The sequence below is a fragment of the Bradyrhizobium sp. dw_78 genome (assembly GCF_018449525.1).
Taxonomy (GTDB): domain Bacteria; phylum Pseudomonadota; class Alphaproteobacteria; order Rhizobiales; family Xanthobacteraceae; genus Bradyrhizobium.
Window position 1 is genome coordinate 204074 of the sequence record NZ_JAAVUS010000002.1, and the last position, 19594, is coordinate 223667.

The window sequence follows — 19594 nt, forward strand, 5'->3', positions numbered from 1 at the left end:
CTTACAACGCTCTGGCGGGGGAATTAAACTTTTGTAATGGAGGGCCAACCAGATGCGGCAGTTTATCGCAGGGCGAAATGCCTATCGCGGACCCTGGACCGGCTGATCGGATACCGGTTCCGCCGACATCAATTGTCGCAGCCGCGCCTCCTCCTCCGCCGTCAGTTTGGCGGACGACGGATTTTCCACGGCCGCCGATTTGCCGCGACGGCGGCCATACATCCACAACGCGAAACCGCCTCCCAGCAGGACGAGCGGCGTCAACAGCCAAAGCAGCAGCGTATGCCGTTCCAGTCTCGGCTTGAGCAGGACAAACTCGCCATAGCGGGCCACCAGAAAATCGAGCACCTGCGCATCGCTGTCGCCGGCCGCAATCCGCTCGCGCACCAATAGCCGCAGGTCGCGTGCCAGCGGCGCCTCGGAATCGTCGATCGACTGGTTCTGGCAAACCATGCAGCGCAGTTCGCGCGACAAATCCCGCGCCCTCGTCTCCTTGACCGGATCCGACATGACCTCGTCCGGCAGCACCGCATAGGCGGCCGACGAACCGACCATCACGCACGCCGCCAACACGCAGGCAAGGATGATCCGCTTCAACGGGTTACTCCGCAGGCTGCAACGCGCGCGGCGCGCGGGCAGGCTTCGGCGCCCCCACGCGCAGCCGCCGGTCCGACAGCGACATCATGCCGCCGAACGCCATCAGCACCGGGCCGAACCAGATCAGCAGCACCATTGGCTTATGGTATATCCGTACCGTGATCGCGCCGTCGGCCGTGGTCTCGCCCAGCGAGATGTACAGCTGGCTCACGCCACGCGTGAGCAAGGCGGATTCGGTGGTGGTTGTTTCGCGCGTGGTGAAACTGCGCTTCGATGGCGTCATCGTGCTCAGTTGACGGCCATCCCGGCTGACGTCGAACGGCACCACCATCTCGCGGAAGTTCGGCCCTTGCCGCTGCATGATGCGGTCGAGCTTCAGTTCGTAGCCCGCGACATGGGTGACGTCGCCGGGCTTCATCGTTCCGATATATTCGCTGTTCCAAGTCGTCTCGCAGACGATCCCGATCAAAGCGACGCCGATGCCGGCATGGGCGAACACCGTGCCCCAGGCGGAGCGCGGCAATCCCCGCGCACGGCGCGCCACGACCGCGACAGGCACGCGGAACAGGCCGATGCGCTCGGTGAGATCGACCAGCGCGCCCGCGATCACGAAGACGGCAAGTCCGATGGCGAGCGGCGCGAGCGCGCTTCCGCCCCGCGTCCACGCCCAGATCACCGCGACCGTGACCAGCGCCACGATGCCGGCGGCAAAAAGCCGCTGCGCGGCCCCGAGCAGGTCGCCGCGCTTCCACGCCAGCAACGGTCCGAACGGCATGGCGATCAGCAACGGAACGAACAACGGCGCGAAGGTGAGATTGAAAAACGGCGCTCCGACCGAGATCTTGTCGCCGGTCAGGACTTCCAGCGCCAGCGGATACAGCGTTCCGACGAACACGGTGGCGCAGGCGGTGGTGAGGAACAGGTTGTTGAGCACCAGCGCACCCTCGCGCGAAATCGGCGCGAACAACCCGCCCTGCTTCAGCGCCGAAGCCCGCCAGGCGTAAAGCGACAGGCTGCCGCCGATGAACACGCAAAGAATGAGCAGGATGAATACGCCGCGCTCGGGATCGGTCGCGAACGCATGCACCGAGGTCAGGACGCCCGAGCGCACCAGGAAGGTGCCGAGCAGCGACAGCGAGAAGGTCAGGATCGACAGCAGGATGGTCCAGACCTTGAGCGCGTTGCGCTTTTCCATCACGACGGCGGAGTGCAACAGCGCGGTGCCGGCGAGCCACGGCATCAGCGAGGCGTTCTCGACCGGGTCCCAGAACCACCAGCCGCCCCAGCCGAGCTCGTAATAGGCCCAGTACGAGCCCATCGCGATGCCGAGCGTCAGGAATATCCAGGCCAGCAGCGTCCACGGCCGCACCCAGCGCGCCCAGGCGGCATCGATCCGGCCTTCGATCAGCGCCGCGACCGCAAACGAAAACGAGATCGAGAAACCGACATAGCCCAGATAGAGCATCGGCGGGTGTACGGCGAGGCCGATATCCTGCAATACCGGATTGAGATCGCGGCCCTCGATCGGCGGATTGGCGATGCGCAGGAACGGATTCGATGTGATCAGGATGAACAGGTAGAACGCGCTGGCGATCCAGGCCTGCACCGCCAGCACATGGGCGCGCAGCGACAGTGGCAGATTGTTGCCGAAAGCGGCGACGAGGCCGCCGAACAGGGCCAGGATCGACACCCACAACAGCATCGAGCCTTCATGATTACCCCAGACGCCGGTGATCTTGTAGATCATCGGTTTCAGCGAATGTGAATTCTCGAACACGTTGACGACCGAAAAATCCGACGTGACGTGCAGCGTGACCAGCGCGGCAAACGACCCCAGGGCAAACACCATCTGCGCCAGCGCCGTCGAGCGCGCGACATTCATCAGCGCCGGATCGTGCCAGCGCGCGCCGAAAATCGGCACCGTCGACTGGATCAGCGCCAGTCCCAGCGCCAGCACCAGGGCGTAATGTCCGGCTTCCGCGATCACTCCCGCACTCCCTGCGATGCGCCTTGCGCGGTTTGCGAAGCTCCCGGCTCGGTCTCTGCCTTGGCGCCGTAATCGTCTTTCCAGTGTCCCTGCTTCTTCAACGCGTCCGCGACGTCCTTGGGCATGTAGGTCTCGTCATGCTTGGCGAGCACCGTGTCGGCCCTGAACACGCCGGATGTATCGAGCGCGCCTTCGGCGACCACGCCCTGCCCTTCGCGAAACAGGTCGGGAAGAATGCCCTTGTAGGAAACCGGCAAGGTGACGCTGCCGTCGCCGACCTTGAAGCTCACGGCAAGATCGGCGCCGCGCACCAGCGAGCCCTTTTCCACCAGCCCGCCGAGCCGAAAGCGCCTGCCCGGCGGAATATGTTTCTCCGCCACCATGACCGGAGTCGAGAAAAACACGATCGAATCCTGCAGCGCGTTCAGCACCAGCGCCGCCGCGATGCCGAGCACCGCGAGCGAACCGCCAATCATCGTCAGCCGCCGTTGTTTGCGCGTCATGCGTGTTCCCTAGAGCATGATCGGTTCTGATGGAATCAGAACCGAAGCGCCAGATTGCTGTTTCGACGCGTTTTCCTCACGCGCACCGGTATCCACTTCGCGTAAAAACGCTCTCATCCTTCGCATGGCGCCGTCCGAACGACACTTCACAGTCTTGTGCATCAGGCCCGTCCATCGAGAAGCCTATCCATCGAGACCCAGATTTTTGAGGCCCTCGTTCAACTGCCGCAACCGCTCGGCATCGTTGGCGACGGCCTGACGGGCGTCCGTCAGCGCGCTCTTGGCCTTGTCGCGGTCGCCCATCACCATATAGGCCCGCACCAGCCGCAGCCATCCCTCGACATCGCCACCGTTCTGCTTCAACCGGGTGGCGAGACGGTCGACCATGCCGTGGATCATCGCATTGCGATCGGCTTCGCCCATATCCTTTGCCGCTTCCATCGCGCCATCAGGCAGCGCCGGCGCGGAGGATCCGCCGACGCGGACCAATGCCGCCTGAACCAGGGGGCGCCACGGCGCGTCCGACGCCGCGCTCGCCAGCATCTCGTTCCAGATCGCGGCGGCTTCGGCCTTGCGCCCGTCCTGCTCGGCGGCAACGCCAAGGAAATAACGCGCCTTCACGTCGGCGGCATCGAGCGCCACCGCGCGCTGGAATTCGGCCTTGGACTCGGCGGTGACGACACCGCCGGCAACCCCGGCGATCGCTTCGCCCAAATCGGCCCGGCGGTCGGCGCTATCCCCATTATAGGTAATTGAATTGCGATAGGCGCGCACCGCCTCGTCATAGCGGCCAAGGCGCATCAGCACCGGCGCCAGCACGTTCCAGCCGCGGCCGTCGGTCGGATTTTTCTCCAAATGTTCTTCGACCTGCGCAACCAGATTGTCGAGCGATTGGTTGGCGCCCGGACTGCGCATCCGCTCCGCCAGCGGAAAATCGCCAAGCTGCGGCGAGCCCAGCGGCAGGTAAAACGCCGCCGACAAGATCGGCAAGCCAATCAAAGCCATCAACGCCGCCACACGCCGCAGCTTGAGGCTGGCCGCAGCCGGCGGCGCGCGCTGATCGTCGGCGGCGGCCAGCAGGCGGCGGCCGATTTCGACATGCGCGGCCTCGGCTTCAGGCCGGCCGATCAACCCCGCCGCGAGGTCGCGGTCGATCTCCGCCAGTTGATCCTTGTAAACGGTAGCTTCGCTGGCGTCGTTTTGCGGCCGGCCGCGGCGACCCAACGGCCAGAGCACGGCAAAAATCGCCGCAGCCGTCATCAGCGCGAACACAAACCACAGCGTCATCAAGCGGGTTCCGGTGGAGCGGCGCCACGGCGCCGATGCGCCGCTTTACACCACGGGCCACAAGCCGGGCAATTGACAATTATCAGCGCAAATTGGCCGTTCAGTCCGTCACAAAACCGGCAAGGAGGCGCGCTATCAAACGCCGCTGAAATCCGACGCCAATTGACATCAAATTCCGTGCTCTGCGCGGTAGGCTTGCCGTGCCCATTCAGGGCCAGCAAACAATAAACACCCGCTTGATTGAATCCGCCAACCGGCCATATTCAACTATAAATAGTGCTTTAGATTTACACCACCTTTTACTTTTATCCGGCGCGCGAGGATTTGCGCTCGCCGGGGACCACCGCGTTCTCGGCCGCACGGCTCATCAGCGACGCATAGTCGTGGCCGAACAGCACTTCGCAGAAGCGGATCGCGGCCTCGACCTGCATCTGCCGGTAGGCGCGCGTCTTGATGTCGCCGTTGCGCAGCGATTGCACCAGCGCCTCCGTGGCCTGTTCGACATATTGCTGGAGGTCGGAATAGGTCCGCAGCGTGACCTCGTTGATCGCAAGCTCGCTGGCATAGGTGCGGCAGACCGCAACGAAATCGATCGATGCAGCGGCTTCGTCGACCTCGGTGGAATCGACCCTGGCGCCGATGGTGATATCCTTGTCGGGACGCTGACGCAGAATGCGGCGGACGCGGCCGGGCACGCTCTCGATTTCCGATTGCAGCGCGTTGGAAATCTCCGCCCGGATCGACGTCAACTGCCTGCCCCAGTTGGATTCGTTGCGCAGGTCGAGTTCGGTCCGCAGGCCGCGCACGCCGTCATGGAGCGTCTTCAGATTCTCGGCGACGTTGTCGAAATGGCCGCGCCTGATATCGGTTCGCAGGACCGCGGTCAGGAATGACAAATCGTGCAGCGCGATGGTGACGGCCACCCCATAGGGCGTCGCCGCAACGCGGATTTCATCATCGGATGCCGCCATCTTGATGGCGAGACGAATGATCTGCCACGGCGCGGTCAGCCGCTGCATCACCATCGACAAGGCGAACGGCAGCAGTTGCGGCGTTTGCAGCGTGGGCACGTTGAGCGCGGCGATGACGGCGGCAATCTGCGTTTCGGCGAAAAACCTGTAACGGGTCGGCAACCGGCCGTTGAGGGTTTCGATCGCATCACGGGCCTGCAACAACAGGCCGATCGGCAGCAGATCCTCGAGCACCTCGGGCCCGCCGACCCGGGCCAGCGCACGCCGGTCGCCGCCGGTGCCTGGCGTTGCGATCGCCACGATCGCCGCCGCCGCGGCCTGCTCGAACGTGCGGACGGCCGCTTCGACCGCGGACGGCGTTCCGGTGCTCGGCAGATTGGCCAGCGCCGCTTCGAATTCGTGCGCCTGCTGGGCCGCGCCTTCCCGGGTCAGCCATTGCCAGATCGGCGGCAGCGAAGCCCGGCGGATCTGGCCCGGCCGTCTCGGAAAATTGCCGTCGACAAGGAACCGCTCCAGCGGGCGAAACACCAGCCGGGCCGGATCATCGGTCCGCGGCCGCGCGCCCTCGTCCGGACCGCGCACAACCTTGCGCAGCTCTTCCAGCACATAAGTGGCGACGGCGGTGTCCTCGCCGCGTTCGATGGCGCGCTCGAACTCCCGCATCAGCAGCGCCTGCGACTGCGGCGGAAGCTGCGTGAGATAGTCCCTCAGCCGCTCGTTCGGTGTCTGGCTCATACGTCCGGATGATCGTCAAAAATCGTGCGGGCGCCGCAAACGCGCCCACCGGTCACCATAAGAGCGGCCGCGTTAAGAAGTCGTTTAGGAACAGCGGCGGGAGACGCCTTTCCGGAAACCGCGAGCGGCATTGTCACACGCCCGGCAGCGCCAGTTCAGCGCGCAATCCGCCGATCGGCGCGTTGCCGAGCGAAAAGCTGCCGCCGTAGAGGGACGCGAGTTCGACGACGATCGACAGCCCCAGCCCCGAACCCGGCTTGGACTCGTCCAGCCGCTGGCCGCGCCGGGAAGCCTGCGCGCGTTCGGCGGCCGAAAGCCCGCGCCCATCATCGTCAACCGTCACCCGCAATATCGGCGGGGCGCCCGGCCCGGCCGGACGCTCCATCCGCGCCTCGATATACACCCGCGAGGCCGCCCATTTGCAGGCGTTGTCGACAAGATTGCCAACCATCTCCTCGAAGTCCTGCCGCTCGCCGCGAAACTTCGCCTGCGGATCGGCCTCGACCTCGATCGCGACGCCGCGGCCGCGGTGGATCTTCTCCATGGTCCGGCGCAGCGCCTCGATCGTGGGCGCGACCTCGGTAACCGTGCCGACGATGGTGAGGCGCGCTGCGATCCGCGCGCGCTCCAGATGGTGCGCCACCTGATCGCGCATCACATCGGCCTGTTCCAGGATCTTGGTGGCGAACGGATCTGCGCCATGCGCCGTGGCTTCGTTGACGATCACCGACAGCGGCGTCTTGATGGCATGGGCGAGATTGCCGACATGGGTGCGCGCGCGCTCGACGATTTCCCGGTTGGCATCGATCAGGGCGTTGGTTTCGCGCGCCAGCGGCGCGATTTCGACAGGAAATTCGCCCTCGAGCCGTTCGGCGCGGCCGGACCGGATATCGGCGATCGAATCCGAAATGCGTTTCAGCGGCGCCAGGCCGAAACGGACCTGGAAAATCGTGGTCAGCAGCAGCACGATCGATAGCGCGACAAAGGTGCCGCCGAGATAATAGTCGAACGTACGTGTCTCATCGAAGATCTCGGTGGCGTCACCGGCCACGCTGACGAGATATTTGCCGTCGGCGCCGAGATCGACGGGCCGCTCCACCATGCGCAGGTCCTGCCCCTCGGGGCCATCGACATAACCGAGACGGACGCCGGCGGCGGTCAGGTCGGTGCTGCGTTCGTCGAGCTTCGGCAATTTCTTGTCCCACAGCGAACGCGACGCGCGGGTATCCGCTTTTTCGGTGTCGGTGCGGGTGATCTGCCAGTACCAGCCGGACAGCGGCAGTTCGAACAAGGGTTCGCCGAGCGACTGGAACTGGCGGTCGGGCGGCTCGTCCGGCGTTGCGACTTCCGCAACCAGGTTACGGAGGTAAAGGTTGAGGCGGCGGTCGAAGGCGCGCTCGGTGGCGTCGCGATAGACCGACGAGAGGATGAACCCCGTGATCGCCAGGATCACCACCACCCATGCGGTCGCGGACAGGAACAGCCGGGTGGCGAGCGAACTGGCGCGCATCAGGGCATCATCCCGAAAGGCGTCTCCGCGGGCGGACGCCCGACGGCCAAGTGCCGGTTTCCAGACAAAATCATGCCCGAACAAGAGGACAAGCCCGGCGCCCGATCAATAGGCTTTATCAAGCGTCAGCCGGTCAAGCCACAGCATCAAGCGCTTGGCGACGGCGGCGTCAGCAGATAGCCCAGCCCGCGCACGGTCTGGATGATGTCGACGTCGAGTTTCTTGCGGATGCGGCCGACGAAAACCTCGATCGTGTTGGAGTCCCGATCGAAGTCCTGGTCGTAGAGGTGCTCGACCAGTTCGGTGCGCGACACCACGCGCCCGGTATGGTGCATGAGATAGGCCAGCAACCGGTATTCGTGCGAGGTCATCTTGACCGGATTGCCGGACACGCTGACGCGTCCGGTGCGGGTATCGAGCGAAACCGGGCCGCAGATCAATTCGCTCTGGGCATGGCCGGTGGAGCGGCGCAGCAGCGCGCGAATCCGGGCCAGAACTTCCTCGAGATGAAAGGGTTTTGCGACATAGTCGTCGGCGCCGGCGTCAAAACCCTGCACCTTGTCGCTCCAGCGGTCGCGCGCGGTGAGGATGAGAACCGGCATCACGCGGCCGTTGCGGCGCCAGGCCTCCAGCACCGAGAGGCCGTCCATCTTCGGCAGGCCGATATCGAGCACGACGGCGTCGTAAGGCTCGCTGTCGCCGAGAAAATGGCCCTCCTCGCCGTCGAAGGCGCGGTCGACCACGTAACCGGCGTCGGTCAGGGCCGTGGTGAGCTGACGATTAAGATCGGGATCATCTTCAACGACGAGCAGGCGCAAGCTGGTCTCCGAATGTAGGCTGCACGATATCCGCCATCCAGAAGAGGCCGACGGGCGTGAACGGGCAATGAACGGGGTACATATCGCAATGTTACTTTTTCTTCATGACCGCAAGTTCTTCAGACCAAACAAGTTGGAGGCACATTACGGCCGGTAGGTAGTCGCACGGACCTCTTCACAAGTTCAGCCTTCATTAGGCTCGCTACATATGCGCCGGAACGGCGAATCGAAACCATGCTTCGCGCGGTCGCGCGCAAGCTTGGCGACAATCATGTTGGCAAGGGTCTTTTGGCGGAGTCTTTGGCGGCGGGAATCCTGGCGCGAACTAGGCGGGCTCGATTGCGCGGTGCAGACTCACGCGGTTGATAGGAGTGATGCAACGCATGGTCCCGGACTATGTTCCGCGGCCTGCGGCTGCGCGATTTGGGGAACGCTGCTCCTTGCAACCAACCGGGCGCGTAGCGGTTGACCCCCGTCAGGCGATTACCCCGCCCTGGCCTGTTCAAGATCGGGCTCTCAGGTGGTATGGTCCGCCGTCGTTTGTCGCGTTTCGGAGTAGTCTCATGGCCCCCCGCGCCAACTGGAAAGGCTTCCTGCGCCTTTCGCTCGTGACCTGCCCGGTCGCCCTTTATCCGGCGACATCGGACACCGAAAAAGTCAGCTTCAACCAGATCAACCGCAAGACCGGGCACCGCATCAAATATGCCAAGGTCGACGCCGAAACCGGCGAGGAAGTCGCCGCCGACGACATCGTGAGAGGCTACAAGATCGACACCGATACTTACATCGAGGTCTCGAAGGACGAACTTGACGACATCGCGCTGGAATCGACCCACACGATCGAGATCGACGAGTTCGTCCCAAAGTCCGACATCGACAACCGGTACCTGATCCGCCCCTATTACCTCGTGCCCGACGGCAAGGTCGGCCATGATGCCTTCGCCGTGATCCGCGAAACCATCCGCGGCATGAACAAGATTGCGATCGGCCGCGTGGTGCTGACCAACCGCGAACACATCATCGCGCTGGAGCCGCTCGACAAGGGCCTGATGGGCACGCTGCTGCGCTATCCCTATGAGGTGCGCAGCGAAAAGGAATATTTCGACGGCATCCAGGATGTCAAAGTCACCAAGGATATGCTGGATCTCGCCAAGCACATCGTCGAGAAGAAATCCGGATCGTTCGAGCCCGACAGATTCGAGGATCGCTACGAATCCGCGCTGGTCGAGTTGATCAATCAAAAGCGCAACGGCCTGCAGAGGACGCCGAAGGCCGCACCCAAATCAGGCGGCAACGTCATCAATCTGATGGACGCGCTCAAGCGCAGCCTGGCCGGGGAAAAGCAATCCGCGGCTGCCGCAGCGACAGCCAAAGGCAGGAAGCCGCGCAAGCGCGTCGAAGGCCAGCGTGAAATGCTGCTGCCAATCTCGGGCAAGCGCGCGGTCAAGGAAGAAAAGTCGCAAGCGCCGCGGAAGGCCGAGAAGCCGGCACGCGCGCCCGTCCGATCAAAAAAGGCGGGCTAGATTCCCGTGTCGACGCGCTTCCTTCACGCGAACCGGAATCCACTTCGCTTGAAAACGCTATAGATCATGATCGCAGATGCCGCGCCCAGATCGGCGGCAAGGCGGAGACCGGATCGAGACGGGAGAACCCCGATGGTGAGAGCAGACGCAGATCCGGCAGCGTCCGCGCGCAGGCTTTCAGAGCAGGATTGCAGAGCAAGGCTGCAGAGCAAAGACTGAAAGCCCGAATCTATCCAAGCCCGACCTTGCCGAACTTGGCCGTCAACGTATCCTGATCGAAAGGCTTGACGAGATACTCGTTGGCGCCCGCCGTGATCGCCTCCTGGATATGATTGACGTCCTTCTCGGTCGTACACATGATCACGATCGGCTTGTCGCCATCGTCCCGGGCCCGCAGATGACGCAGGAATTCGATTCCGGTCATGACCGGCATATTCCAGTCCAGCAGAACCACGTCCGGCATTTGCTGCTCACAGGCAGCGACGGCCATTTGACCATCGCCGACCTCGTCGACGGCAAAGCCCAGGGGTTCGATGAAGCGTCGCGCGACCGAACGCACGACGCGCGAGTCATCAACAATCAGACATCTTCTCATTTCCAGCTCCTGGCACCAAGGGACTCAAGCAGAGACGACGCGATCTCTTCCCGTTTTCTTTGCCCGATAAAGAGCTGCGTCAGCGCGTTGCACCCACTGCGCCAGCGGTTCACCGGGTTCGTAGCAGGCAACGCCGATTGACACGGTCACCGTGCAGACGGCCTCCTCGGCTTCGCGCGGCACAAACAGCCTCCGTCCAAGCGCCGTCCTGATATTCTCGCCCACATGCAGGGCAGCATCGATCGGCGTGCCGGGCAAAATCACGGCGAACTCCTCGCCGCCATAGCGCGCCGGGCAATCCTGCCCCCTTACGGTCTGCGTGAGTGTGGCCGCAACGAGTTGAAGAACCTCGTCGCCGGTCGCGTGGCCCCAAGTATCGTTGACCTTTTTGAAGTGATCTATATCGACCAGCAACAGCGACAGATCATCGCCACTATTCATGGCGTCGCCGCTCATCGTTTGCAGCGACATATCGAAATATCTGCGGTTCGCGATACCTGTCAGGCCATCCGTCGTGGCCTCGCGCCGGGCGTCTTGCAGGGTCCGTTCCAGCGCATCGATCTTGTCGGCCGACTGCTTGAGATCGAGGCCAAGCCGTTCGCTGCGCCCCACGATCCTGCTGGTCTCCTCGACCAGGGATTCGATGAGGTCTGCCAAAGACTTCACGTTGGCCAGAAACTGCGTCGAGATATCCTCGATGGCGGTGCCGATGCCGTTCGCATCGTTTTTGGTCTTCTCGACGAAATCCAGGACCGCCTTTAACGTCTCCCTGGCCCGTATCGATGTATCCCACAGCGCCATATCCGCGTTGGGCGACCTGAAGAACTTGCCATGCAACTCATCGAGCGTTTGATCGTCGATCGGACAATTATTGGAAACGAGCACGTCGATCGTCTGGGTGAGATCGGCATTCTGGCCCGAATGATAGGCGTACCAGACCGAAAAATTCGAGGGAGTCGGCAGCACGCCATGCGCTTGCATGGATACCATCGCCGCTTCGGCTTGATTGCCGACCTGCCCAGCACCACTCAAATACATCTTCCGTCCTGCCCAAACAGAAATGTGATGGCCGTTTTATAGCCTTCAGCGAATATCTAGCGGATTAAGAAAATGTGGACCGCCACGCATCATCTCGAATGCTTATTGTGACGCTTAGCCATTTGTTAAGCGATAAACTCAACTTCTCTTGGTGTCCGATTCACGACGTCTATTCTTGGATCCAATTTGCGCGCCCGTCATGCGGCAACGCAGCCGAGATCGGCGGCAGCTGGCCGATATTCGCGCGGATCATCACGCCGCGGGGGTTGAACGGCTGCGGGAAACGAACGTGACGGCCGAAATGGACTATGATGTAAAAAATATGGGAGTCCGGTTTTCCTGTCATCCCGCTGTAGGTAAACAGCCGGCCTCCACTCAGTTCAGAGAGCCGGTGATTGCCGCAAACGTGGCGGCGAGTTGGGGACCGATCCCCTGAACGACGACAATGATCATGAGGGCGATGCTGCCCGCGATCAGACAATATTCGATGGCCGTGGCGCCGGATTGATCGCCCAGGAATCGTGAAACCAACTGGCGCATCCGAAACTCCTGCTGACGGTCGCCGGGGTTCTCTCGATCCCCCCACTGCTTTGCGGCGGAACCTAGATCGGATTGGTTGTCAGCCGGTTGACGAACACATTGAACGTGCGGTTAAGGCCATGGTCGATTTTTACGGCAAGAGGCTCCGGCCGCGCCGCCCGGTCCAGCCAGCCGGGATGCAAAACGAGATAGCTGAGCCTCACCGATTCAACCGGAACCGAAAAAGCTCCGGGCCACCCTACTCCATCGCCACGGAGGGCGGCTTGGCCGGGCCGGCCAGCGGCTTCTCTTCCATCACGATCATGCATAGCGCCGAGCAGGCGAGCAGCACCGCGGCGGCGCCGAACACGTAACGGAACGCCGCGGCCATATCGGCGGAGGATATGGAACCCACCGGCCCCTGGCTCTCGCCGCTCAGCGAAATATCCCCGCCCAGCGCCATCAGCAGGATCGCGCTGAACGCCGCCACCATGAACGAGGCCATCAGCGCCCGGAAGAAATTCATCGCACCGGTCACGGTGCCGACCTGCGAACGCGCCACCGAATTCTGCAACGCAACCACGCTGACCGGAAACACCGTCCCCAGTCCAAGCGCAAATACCGACAGCAGCATCAGCATCGCCCACAACGGCAGCGTCGTCAGCGCCATCGCAGTTCCGAGCAACGCCGAGCACAACGTCCCGATGATGGCCACGAGCTTGTAGTGCTTGGCCCGCGCCATGGTCCGACCGGCGATCGCGGCCCCCCCGGTCTGCACGGCAGCCAGCGGAATCAGCGCCAGACCGGCGCCGCTGGCGCTGAGATGGTAGACCGCCTCGTAATATAGCGGCAGATGCACGGTCAGCCCCAGCATCGCGCCATAGGCGCAGCCGCCGGCGGCCATCGCGTAAGGTGCGACCGTTCCGCCCATCAATGACAGCGGCAGGAACGGCTCTTCCGTGGTGCCGGCATGCCAGACGAACGCGAGCGTCAGGGCAACGGAGGCACCGACCATCGCCAGAATGGTCGGTGACAGCCAGAGATAGCGGTTACCGCCCCAGGTCAGCACCAGCATGATCACGACCGCGGACGCCATCAGCAGCAGGCCGCCGGCCCAGTCGACCTTGCGCCTGCGGTGAAAGACCGGGATCTTGCCCATCTTCGGCAACAGCATCGCCAGCGACGCCAGCCCCAGTGGCACGTTGATCCAGAAGATCATCGACCAGTGCAGATGTTCGGCGAAGAAGCCGCCGAGTACCGGGCCGCCGATGCCCGCGGTCATCCACACCCCGCTGAAATAAGCTTGGTATTGGCCACGCTCGCGCGGCGTCACGACATCGGAAATCACGGTCTGCACGATCGGCATGATGCCGCCGCCGCCAAGACCCTGTAGCCCGCGCGCCAGGATCAATACCGTCAAGTTCGGCGCCAGCGCGCACAGGATCGAACCCGAGATGAACAGGCTGAGCGACAGAATAATCATGGCGCGGCGGCCATAGATATCGCTGAGCGTCCCGAACACCGGCGCTACCGCGGTCGAGGCCAGCAAATAGGCCGTAATCACCCAGGACAGGCTGGAGACATCGCGGAACTGGCGGCCGATGGTCGGCAATGCGGTCGCGACGATGGTCTGGTCCAGGGCGGCCAGGAACATCGTCAGCAGCAGACTCATCAGGATGGTGCGGACCTCGCGCTGGGTCAGCGCCGCGCGGGGGGCGAGCGGCGGCGCGTCGCTGAGATCGAGCACCTCCGCCGGAATTTGTGACAGATCGCGGGCGACGGCTTCAGGCAATGTCTGGGGGCTGGCCGATCCAGCGGCCTGCCTTTCGAACTTGTTCATGTCGATTTGAATTTATCTGATGCGCAACGGCGGCCGGTCGGTCGGAATCATCTGTGGTTGCAACTTTAGTCGACAAACCAACGCGGCGGCAGCGGGTTACGCGCATGGGTGCGTCCCGCGAAGCGGTATTCGCAATCGCGTGATCGAATATGGCCGTCCATTCAGGATCGGGGCCGCTTTTTGAGCTGTGCCCGCTTCGGCAGCAGCGCCGGCCATTGCACGATATGATCTTCGAGGTCGGCATCCGCAATCTCGTCTTCCGTGCCCTGGACCCGCCCGCGCACGGAGACGCCGGCCTCATGCACGGTGTCGGGATCGCCCGAAACCAGCGGATGCCACCAATAGAGATCGCGGCCCTCCGCCACCAGCTTGTAGGCGCAGCTTGGCGGCAGCCAGTTCAGGGTACGGACATTGTCCGGCGTGAGCCGCACGCAATCCGGAACCTGTTCCGACCGGTTTGCATAGTCCTTGCAACCACATAGCCCGGAATCCAGCAGCCGGCAGGAAACGTGGGTGAAATAGATCTTCCCGGTGTCCTCGTCCTCGAGCTTCTCGAGACAACAGCGCGCGCAGCCGTCGCACAGGCTTTCCCATTCAGCGTTGGACATTTCTTCCAACGTCTTGGTTTTCCAGAAAAATCCCTCCTGCTCGGAGGGCGGCTTGGGAGCTGCTGTCATGCGTCGCAACGATTCCGGCTGTCGGGGGGTTGGCAGCCCTTCTAGGGGCTGTCGCCATGCGCAGGCAAGTGGAGCGATCTGGCGCCAACAGGAGATCAAGAGATAGGGCGGAACGTTAGCCCTTCCAAATCAATGTCCTTGCAGCGCCATTGGTTTATGGTCTTTGCTCGGCTACAAAATCAGCGAATCGCCCAACGGCGGAAAAGCGCCTTGGGTTCGCCGCAACCTTCACGCAAGACGTCTCGACGGTGCCCCGGCAGGGTGCCCAGGCGTTGCGAATTGACCTAAGGGCTCCGGGTGCGCAGGATCATTCCAGACGGCTGGAAAAGGCGGATCAACAACCTCCGTCTGGATCTGGACGCACGTTTCGATTCCACCCTGTTCTCGACCTATGTCGGCGCTCGCGAACTCTATGAGCGGTTCTCGACCTTCATGGACCGCTTCTATGTCGGCCGCTGGAAACGGTGGGTGTTCATCGAGCCGTTGTCCGAAGCGGCCACGATCGGGCTCGCCGGGCTGATCCTGTTGCTGGCGCTGGCGGTGCCGGCCTTTCGGGAGACGGCCGACGAGGACTGGCTGAAGAAATCCGACCTCGCGGTGACATTTCTCGACCGCTACGGCAATCCGATCGGCAGCCGCGGCATCAAGCACAACGACTCGATTCCGCTGGAGGATTTTCCGGACAGCCTGATCAAGGCGACGCTAGCGACCGAGGACCGCCGCTTCTACGATCATTTCGGCATCGACATCTCCGGAACGCTCCGCGCGCTGGTGACCAACGCGCAGGCGGGCGGCGTCCGGCAGGGCGGTTCGTCGATCACCCAGCAGCTTGCCAAGAACCTGTTCCTCAGCAACGAGCGTACCATCGAGCGCAAGATCAACGAGGCCTTCCTCGCGGTCTGGCTGGAGACACGCCTTACCAAGAACGAGATCCTGAAGCTCTATCTCGACCGCGCCTATATGGGCGGCGGCACCTTCGGCGTCGACGGCGCGGCGCATTTCTATTTCAACAAATCGGTGCGCGACGTCACTCTCGCGGAAGCGGCCATGCTCGCCGGGCTGTTCAAGGCGCCCACCAAATACGCCCCGCACATCAACCTGCCCGCCGCGCGCGCCCGCGCCAACCAGGTCCTGGACAATCTGGTCGACGCCGGCTTCATGACCGAAGGCCAGGTGTTCGGCGCGCGGCGCAATCCGGCCACCGCGGTCGACCGCCGCGAGGAAAATTCGCCGAACTATTATCTCGATTATGCGTTCGACGAGATGCGCAAGCTGGTCGACACGTTCCCGAAATCCTACAATGAGCGGGTCTTCGTGGTCCGCACCGCGATCGACATGAATGTGCAGCATGCCGCAGAAGACACGATCGAAAACGAGCTGCGCCAGTTCGGCCGCGACTATCATGCGACGCAGGCCGCGACCGTCGTCTCCGATCTCGACGGCGGCATACGCGCGATGGTCGGCGGCCGCGACTATGGCGCGAGCCAGTTCAACCGCGCCACCGACGCCTACCGCCAGCCCGGTTCGTCGTTCAAGCCCTATGTCTACACCACCGCGCTCCTGAACGGCTTCAAGCCGAGTTCGATCGTGGTCGACGGCCCGGTCTGCCTCGGCAATTGGTGCCCGCAGAACTACGGCCACTCCTATTCCGGCGCGGTGACGCTGACGCAGGCGATCACCCACTCGATCAATGTGGTGCCGGTAAAGCTGTCGATCGCGATCGGCAATAATCCGAAAAACCAGTGGGACTCCGCCAAGAAAGGCCGCGCCAAGATCGTCGAAGTCGCGCGCCGCTTCGGCATCAAGGCGCCGCTGCCCGACACGCCGTCGCTGCCGATCGGCGCCGACGCCGTCACGGTGATCGAGCACGCCGTCGCCTATGCGACCTTTCCCAACAGGGGCAAAGCGGTCACGCCTCATGCGGTGCTTGAAGTCCGCACCGGCTCCGGCGATCTGGTCTGGCGTTATGACCGCGACGGCCCGAAGCCGACGCAAGCCATTCCGGCCTCGGTCGCCGCCGACATGGCCGGCATGATGAGCCATGTCGTCAGCGAAGGCACCGCCCGGCGCGCGGCGCTGGACGGCATTCCGACTGCCGGCAAGACCGGCACCACCAACAATTACCGCGACGCGTGGTTCGTCGGATATACTGGCAATTTCACCTGCGCGGTCTGGTACGGCAATGACGATTATTCGCCGACCAACCGCATGACCGGCGGCGCGCTGCCGGCCCAGACCTGGCACGACATCATGGTCGCCGCGCATGAGGGCGTCGAGATCAAGGAATTGTCGGGCGTCGGAATGGGAACCAAGCTGCCAACGCCGCCTGCTTCCGAAGCCGCCGTCGCCGCGAACGGCGCGCCCAAGGTTCTGGAGGTGAAACCCGGACCGCCGCCGGTGCTGACCAAGCGCGGCGCCGATATCCTGGTGCAGATAGAAAAGATGCTCGACGATGCCGGCAGGACCGTCGGCAAGACGTCGTCCAGCGATCCGCCGCAACCCGCCAGGCCGGTATCGTCCAGCTCGCTGGCATTTCCGGAAAACTTCGTGGCGGCGGCGGTGCCGGACGGCGGCCCGGCGCCCTTCCCGCGTAAGAACTGACGTGCGGCTGCTATTCATCACCTTGCTGACGTTGATCATCGCCACGGCCATCGGGCTCGGTGCGACGTGGATGACGGCGACCCGCGGCACCGATTTTGGCGCGCTCACGATCGGTGCCTGGACCGCCCGGCCCAAGACCGGTACGCCCGACGTCGATCCCTATTCGCGCGCCGCCATTGCGCGCAGCGGTGAATTGCCGATCGGCGCCGGCGACGGCGTGGCATTCCTGGCCAGGGCCGACAACCGCAAACACCCGCTCGACGGCCGCTGCGACGTGGTCGTCAGCGGCGTGACACCCCCGGCCCGGTTCTGGACGCTGACCCTCTACGACCAGAAGGGACATCTGGTTGCGAATTCGCTGCAGCGCTACGGCTTCACCAGCGAGGAGATCGTGCGCGGCGCCGACGGCGCCTTCGAGATCCGGGTGGCGTCGCGATCCCGTGCGGGAAATTGGCTGCCGACCGGAGGGATCGAGCGCTACACGCTGGTGCTGCGGCTTTACGACACGCCCGTCGGCGTCGCGACGCGCACGCCGCGCGACGCGCCGCTGCCCCAGATTTCGACCGTGGGGTGCCCGTGATCCGGCTCCTGTTCACGATTGTCGCCGGCATGCTGCTTGGCGGCGTCGTCCATCTCGTCAGTGTTCTGGCGTTGCCGCAGATCGCAGACAACGATGCATATTCGCGTCTCGCGCAAATGACGAAGCTCAACGCCGTGACCCCGCTTCCGCTTGCCGATCCCGGCAACGTGCTCATGCCGTATCTGGATCCGGCCTTCGCGACCGCGGTTTGCCGTTACGACCTGTCGGGCGGACCGCTCAAGCTCACCGTTCCGGTCAGCCAGGCCTATACGTCGGTGTCGTTCTACACCCGCAGCGATGTCGCCTATTACGCGATCAACGACCGGTCCGCAGGGCGCAAGGTGATCGAGCTCGACCTGATGACCGAAGCGCAGCATGCCGATCTGCCGGAAGAGGAAGATGTAACTTCGGCCGACCGGCTGATCATCGATTCGCCCACCGCCACCGGTCTGATCCTGCTGAAGGCGCTGGCGCCCGAGCCGGGCCTGATGGCGCAGGCGCAGGCCGCGCTCGCCGCCTCGAGCTGCAAGGTGCAGACCGAGCCTCAGGCGGCGAAGCAAGCCGATCCGCCGCGGACCAGGCGCTGATCCGGATTTACTAGCCCCGCGCGCGCACGGTATGTCCGATCACGGGCTGCACGGCGACCGGCGGATTTGCCGCAAGGGCGGCAAGCTGGCCGATCAACCGGTCTGCGTCGGCCGCTATGTTGTCCGGCCCCTGGATGACCAGCCGCTCCAGCGCCCAATGATAGGACGAAATCCTCTGCTCCAGGCATTGCTGCACCCATTGCACGATCAGGGTGTTCTCTTCCATGCGGGCGACGGCGTCGGCGCGTTCGCGCGGTGACAGTTCCGAAACATGCGCCAGGCTGGCGCTACGCTTCCTGTCGAGATCGAGCACGCGGGCGGCGGCTGTGAAGAACGGATCGAAGCGCGTGATGTCGTCACGGACGTCATCGATCAGTTGCGCATAGCGCGAAGCATCGGAGCGGTGCGGCTCGTCGATCAGCGCGCGTCCGTAGGCGGTGCGATCGAACAGCGGCGCGCCCTGCCGCCACGGCGAGGCAAACGGCTTGTAATCGCCGAACACGCTCTTCCAGGCAGGCCGCGACAGCGGCGGCTCGACAAATTGATAGGCGAGATCGCGAAGCTGCCGTTCGGAATCGGTGAGCTGGAATTGCGACGGTCGCACGCCAATGCTTCCCGTCACCTCGCCGCCCATCCAGCGGTGCATGTCGTCGTTGCGAAAATCCTCTCGGGTGCGGCCGAAATCACCGCCGCTGCAACCGCCAAGCGTCAGGCTCAGCAACGCCAGTACCAGCACAGACGATGCGGTCTGAACTTGCCGTCCAGTCCGGATCGGAAAGCGCGTCTCCGGCATATCGAGGTTTCCGATGTGTCAGCGCCGGCGACGGCGGCGGCGAGGAGCTGTTCCCTGTTCCGGTCCGTGGCCGCCGCTGGTTGCTTCAGGCGCGCGTTCGATACGGATGACCGGGAGGATCAGGACAGTGCCTGTGGTGCCGCCCGGAGCGCCATCCCTGGCCGAGACCTGTCCGGCTGAGCCTTGTTTAGCCGAGCCTTGGCGCCGCACAGCTGCGTCTGCCGGAAATTCGATGATGGTCCCCATTGCAAATTCTCTCTGGACGCCGCGCTGACGTGGTTTAGCCGGCGGCTGGCCGTCATTAAGAACAGGACGTGGTTAACGGCTTCTTAATTTGCTGTGGCAGGCCGGCACCAGATCCGGCCGGCCAGAGGTGACAAGCCATGAAGGCCGCCGCAACCTTTCACGCGGCGTTTTCCTTAACGAGCTGTAA

18 protein-coding genes are annotated in these 19594 nt (G+C 63.5%); 4 read left to right on the forward strand and 14 right to left on the reverse strand.

Features of this window, described 5'->3' with window-relative positions:
- Window positions 1-81: 81 nt before the first annotated feature.
- The 7 genes from HB630_RS06880 to HB630_RS06910 all read right to left on the reverse strand — a co-directional run bounded on the left by HB630_RS06880 (window position 82) and on the right by HB630_RS06910 (window position 8408).
- Window positions 82-597: a cytochrome c-type biogenesis protein gene (locus HB630_RS06880; RefSeq protein WP_213771130.1), complete on the reverse strand. Its 516-nt coding sequence runs from the start codon at window positions 595-597 to the stop codon at window positions 82-84.
- 4 nt (window positions 598-601) lie between these two features.
- Window positions 602-2584 carry a heme lyase CcmF/NrfE family subunit gene (locus HB630_RS06885; protein WP_213771132.1) on the reverse strand — a complete coding sequence of 661 codons (1983 nt, stop codon included), beginning with the start codon at window positions 2582-2584 and terminating at the stop codon, window positions 602-604.
- On the reverse strand, window positions 2581-3087 hold the full coding sequence (ccmE, locus tag HB630_RS06890) for a cytochrome c maturation protein CcmE (protein WP_213771134.1): 507 nt from the start codon (window positions 3085-3087) through the stop codon (window positions 2581-2583). Before ccmE ends, HB630_RS06885 begins: the two co-directional genes overlap by 4 nt.
- A gap of 183 nt (window positions 3088-3270) precedes the next feature.
- Entirely contained in the window at window positions 3271-4374 is a 1104-nt protein-coding gene (gene ccmI / locus HB630_RS06895; RefSeq protein WP_213771136.1) for a c-type cytochrome biogenesis protein CcmI, read from the reverse strand.
- A gap of 305 nt (window positions 4375-4679) precedes the next feature.
- Window positions 4680-6080 carry a hypothetical protein gene (locus HB630_RS06900; RefSeq protein ID WP_213771138.1) on the reverse strand — a complete coding sequence of 467 codons (1401 nt, stop codon included), beginning with the start codon at window positions 6078-6080 and terminating at the stop codon, window positions 4680-4682.
- Between the two features lie 133 nt (window positions 6081-6213).
- Window positions 6214-7590 carry a sensor histidine kinase gene (locus HB630_RS06905; protein WP_213771141.1) on the reverse strand — a complete coding sequence of 459 codons (1377 nt, stop codon included), beginning with the start codon at window positions 7588-7590 and terminating at the stop codon, window positions 6214-6216.
- Between the two features lie 146 nt (window positions 7591-7736).
- The gene (locus HB630_RS06910; protein WP_213771143.1) at window positions 7737-8408 is read right to left on the reverse strand and encodes a response regulator transcription factor; all 672 of its coding nucleotides are present in this window, start codon (window positions 8406-8408) and stop codon (window positions 7737-7739) included.
- A gap of 563 nt (window positions 8409-8971) precedes the next feature.
- Between HB630_RS06910 and HB630_RS06915 the strand changes: the two genes are divergently transcribed.
- The gene (locus HB630_RS06915; RefSeq protein ID WP_213771146.1) at window positions 8972-9931 is read left to right on the forward strand and encodes a Ku protein; all 960 of its coding nucleotides are present in this window, start codon (window positions 8972-8974) and stop codon (window positions 9929-9931) included.
- 229 nt (window positions 9932-10160) lie between these two features.
- On the opposite strand, the gene HB630_RS06920 is transcribed toward HB630_RS06915, so the two are convergent.
- The 5 genes from HB630_RS06920 to HB630_RS06940 all read right to left on the reverse strand — a co-directional run bounded on the left by HB630_RS06920 (window position 10161) and on the right by HB630_RS06940 (window position 14600).
- Window positions 10161-10526 (reverse strand): response regulator, encoded by a 366-nt coding sequence (locus HB630_RS06920; protein ID WP_213771149.1) that lies wholly within the window; start codon window positions 10524-10526, stop codon window positions 10161-10163.
- 24 nt (window positions 10527-10550) lie between these two features.
- A complete protein-coding gene (locus tag HB630_RS06925; RefSeq protein WP_213771152.1) occupies window positions 10551-11516 on the reverse strand; it encodes a GGDEF domain-containing protein in 966 nt (321 codons plus the stop codon).
- A gap of 423 nt (window positions 11517-11939) precedes the next feature.
- Window positions 11940-12104, reverse strand: coding sequence for a Flp family type IVb pilin (locus HB630_RS06930; protein ID WP_213771154.1), 165 nt, complete (start codon window positions 12102-12104; stop codon window positions 11940-11942).
- 238 nt (window positions 12105-12342) lie between these two features.
- Window positions 12343-13923 (reverse strand): MDR family MFS transporter, encoded by a 1581-nt coding sequence (locus tag HB630_RS06935; protein WP_213771156.1) that lies wholly within the window; start codon window positions 13921-13923, stop codon window positions 12343-12345.
- 161 nt (window positions 13924-14084) lie between these two features.
- The gene (locus HB630_RS06940) at window positions 14085-14600 is read right to left on the reverse strand and encodes a YcgN family cysteine cluster protein (RefSeq protein ID WP_213771158.1); all 516 of its coding nucleotides are present in this window, start codon (window positions 14598-14600) and stop codon (window positions 14085-14087) included.
- A gap of 297 nt (window positions 14601-14897) precedes the next feature.
- On the opposite strand from HB630_RS06940, the gene HB630_RS06945 reads away from it, so the two are divergent.
- From HB630_RS06945 to HB630_RS06955, 3 genes are read left to right on the forward strand one after another with little or no spacing between them, the layout of a single operon-like run.
- On the forward strand, window positions 14898-17201 hold the full coding sequence (locus HB630_RS06945; protein WP_213771160.1) for a PBP1A family penicillin-binding protein: 2304 nt from the start codon (window positions 14898-14900) through the stop codon (window positions 17199-17201).
- Between the two features lies 1 nt (window position 17202).
- Entirely contained in the window at window positions 17203-17781 is a 579-nt protein-coding gene (locus HB630_RS06950; RefSeq protein ID WP_213771162.1) for a DUF1214 domain-containing protein, read from the forward strand.
- Window positions 17778-18368 carry a DUF1254 domain-containing protein gene (locus tag HB630_RS06955; protein ID WP_213771164.1) on the forward strand — a complete coding sequence of 197 codons (591 nt, stop codon included), beginning with the start codon at window positions 17778-17780 and terminating at the stop codon, window positions 18366-18368. The genes HB630_RS06950 and HB630_RS06955 overlap by 4 nt, the downstream gene beginning before the upstream one ends.
- 10 nt (window positions 18369-18378) lie before the next feature.
- Here the strand turns inward: HB630_RS06955 and HB630_RS06960 are convergent, their stop codons facing one another.
- On the reverse strand, window positions 18379-19161 hold the full coding sequence (locus HB630_RS06960; RefSeq protein WP_213771166.1) for a hypothetical protein: 783 nt from the start codon (window positions 19159-19161) through the stop codon (window positions 18379-18381).
- Window positions 19162-19179: 18 nt separating this feature from the next.
- Window positions 19180-19407 (reverse strand): hypothetical protein, encoded by a 228-nt coding sequence (locus tag HB630_RS28310; protein WP_249780710.1) that lies wholly within the window; start codon window positions 19405-19407, stop codon window positions 19180-19182.
- Between the last annotated feature and the right edge of the window lie 187 nt (window positions 19408-19594).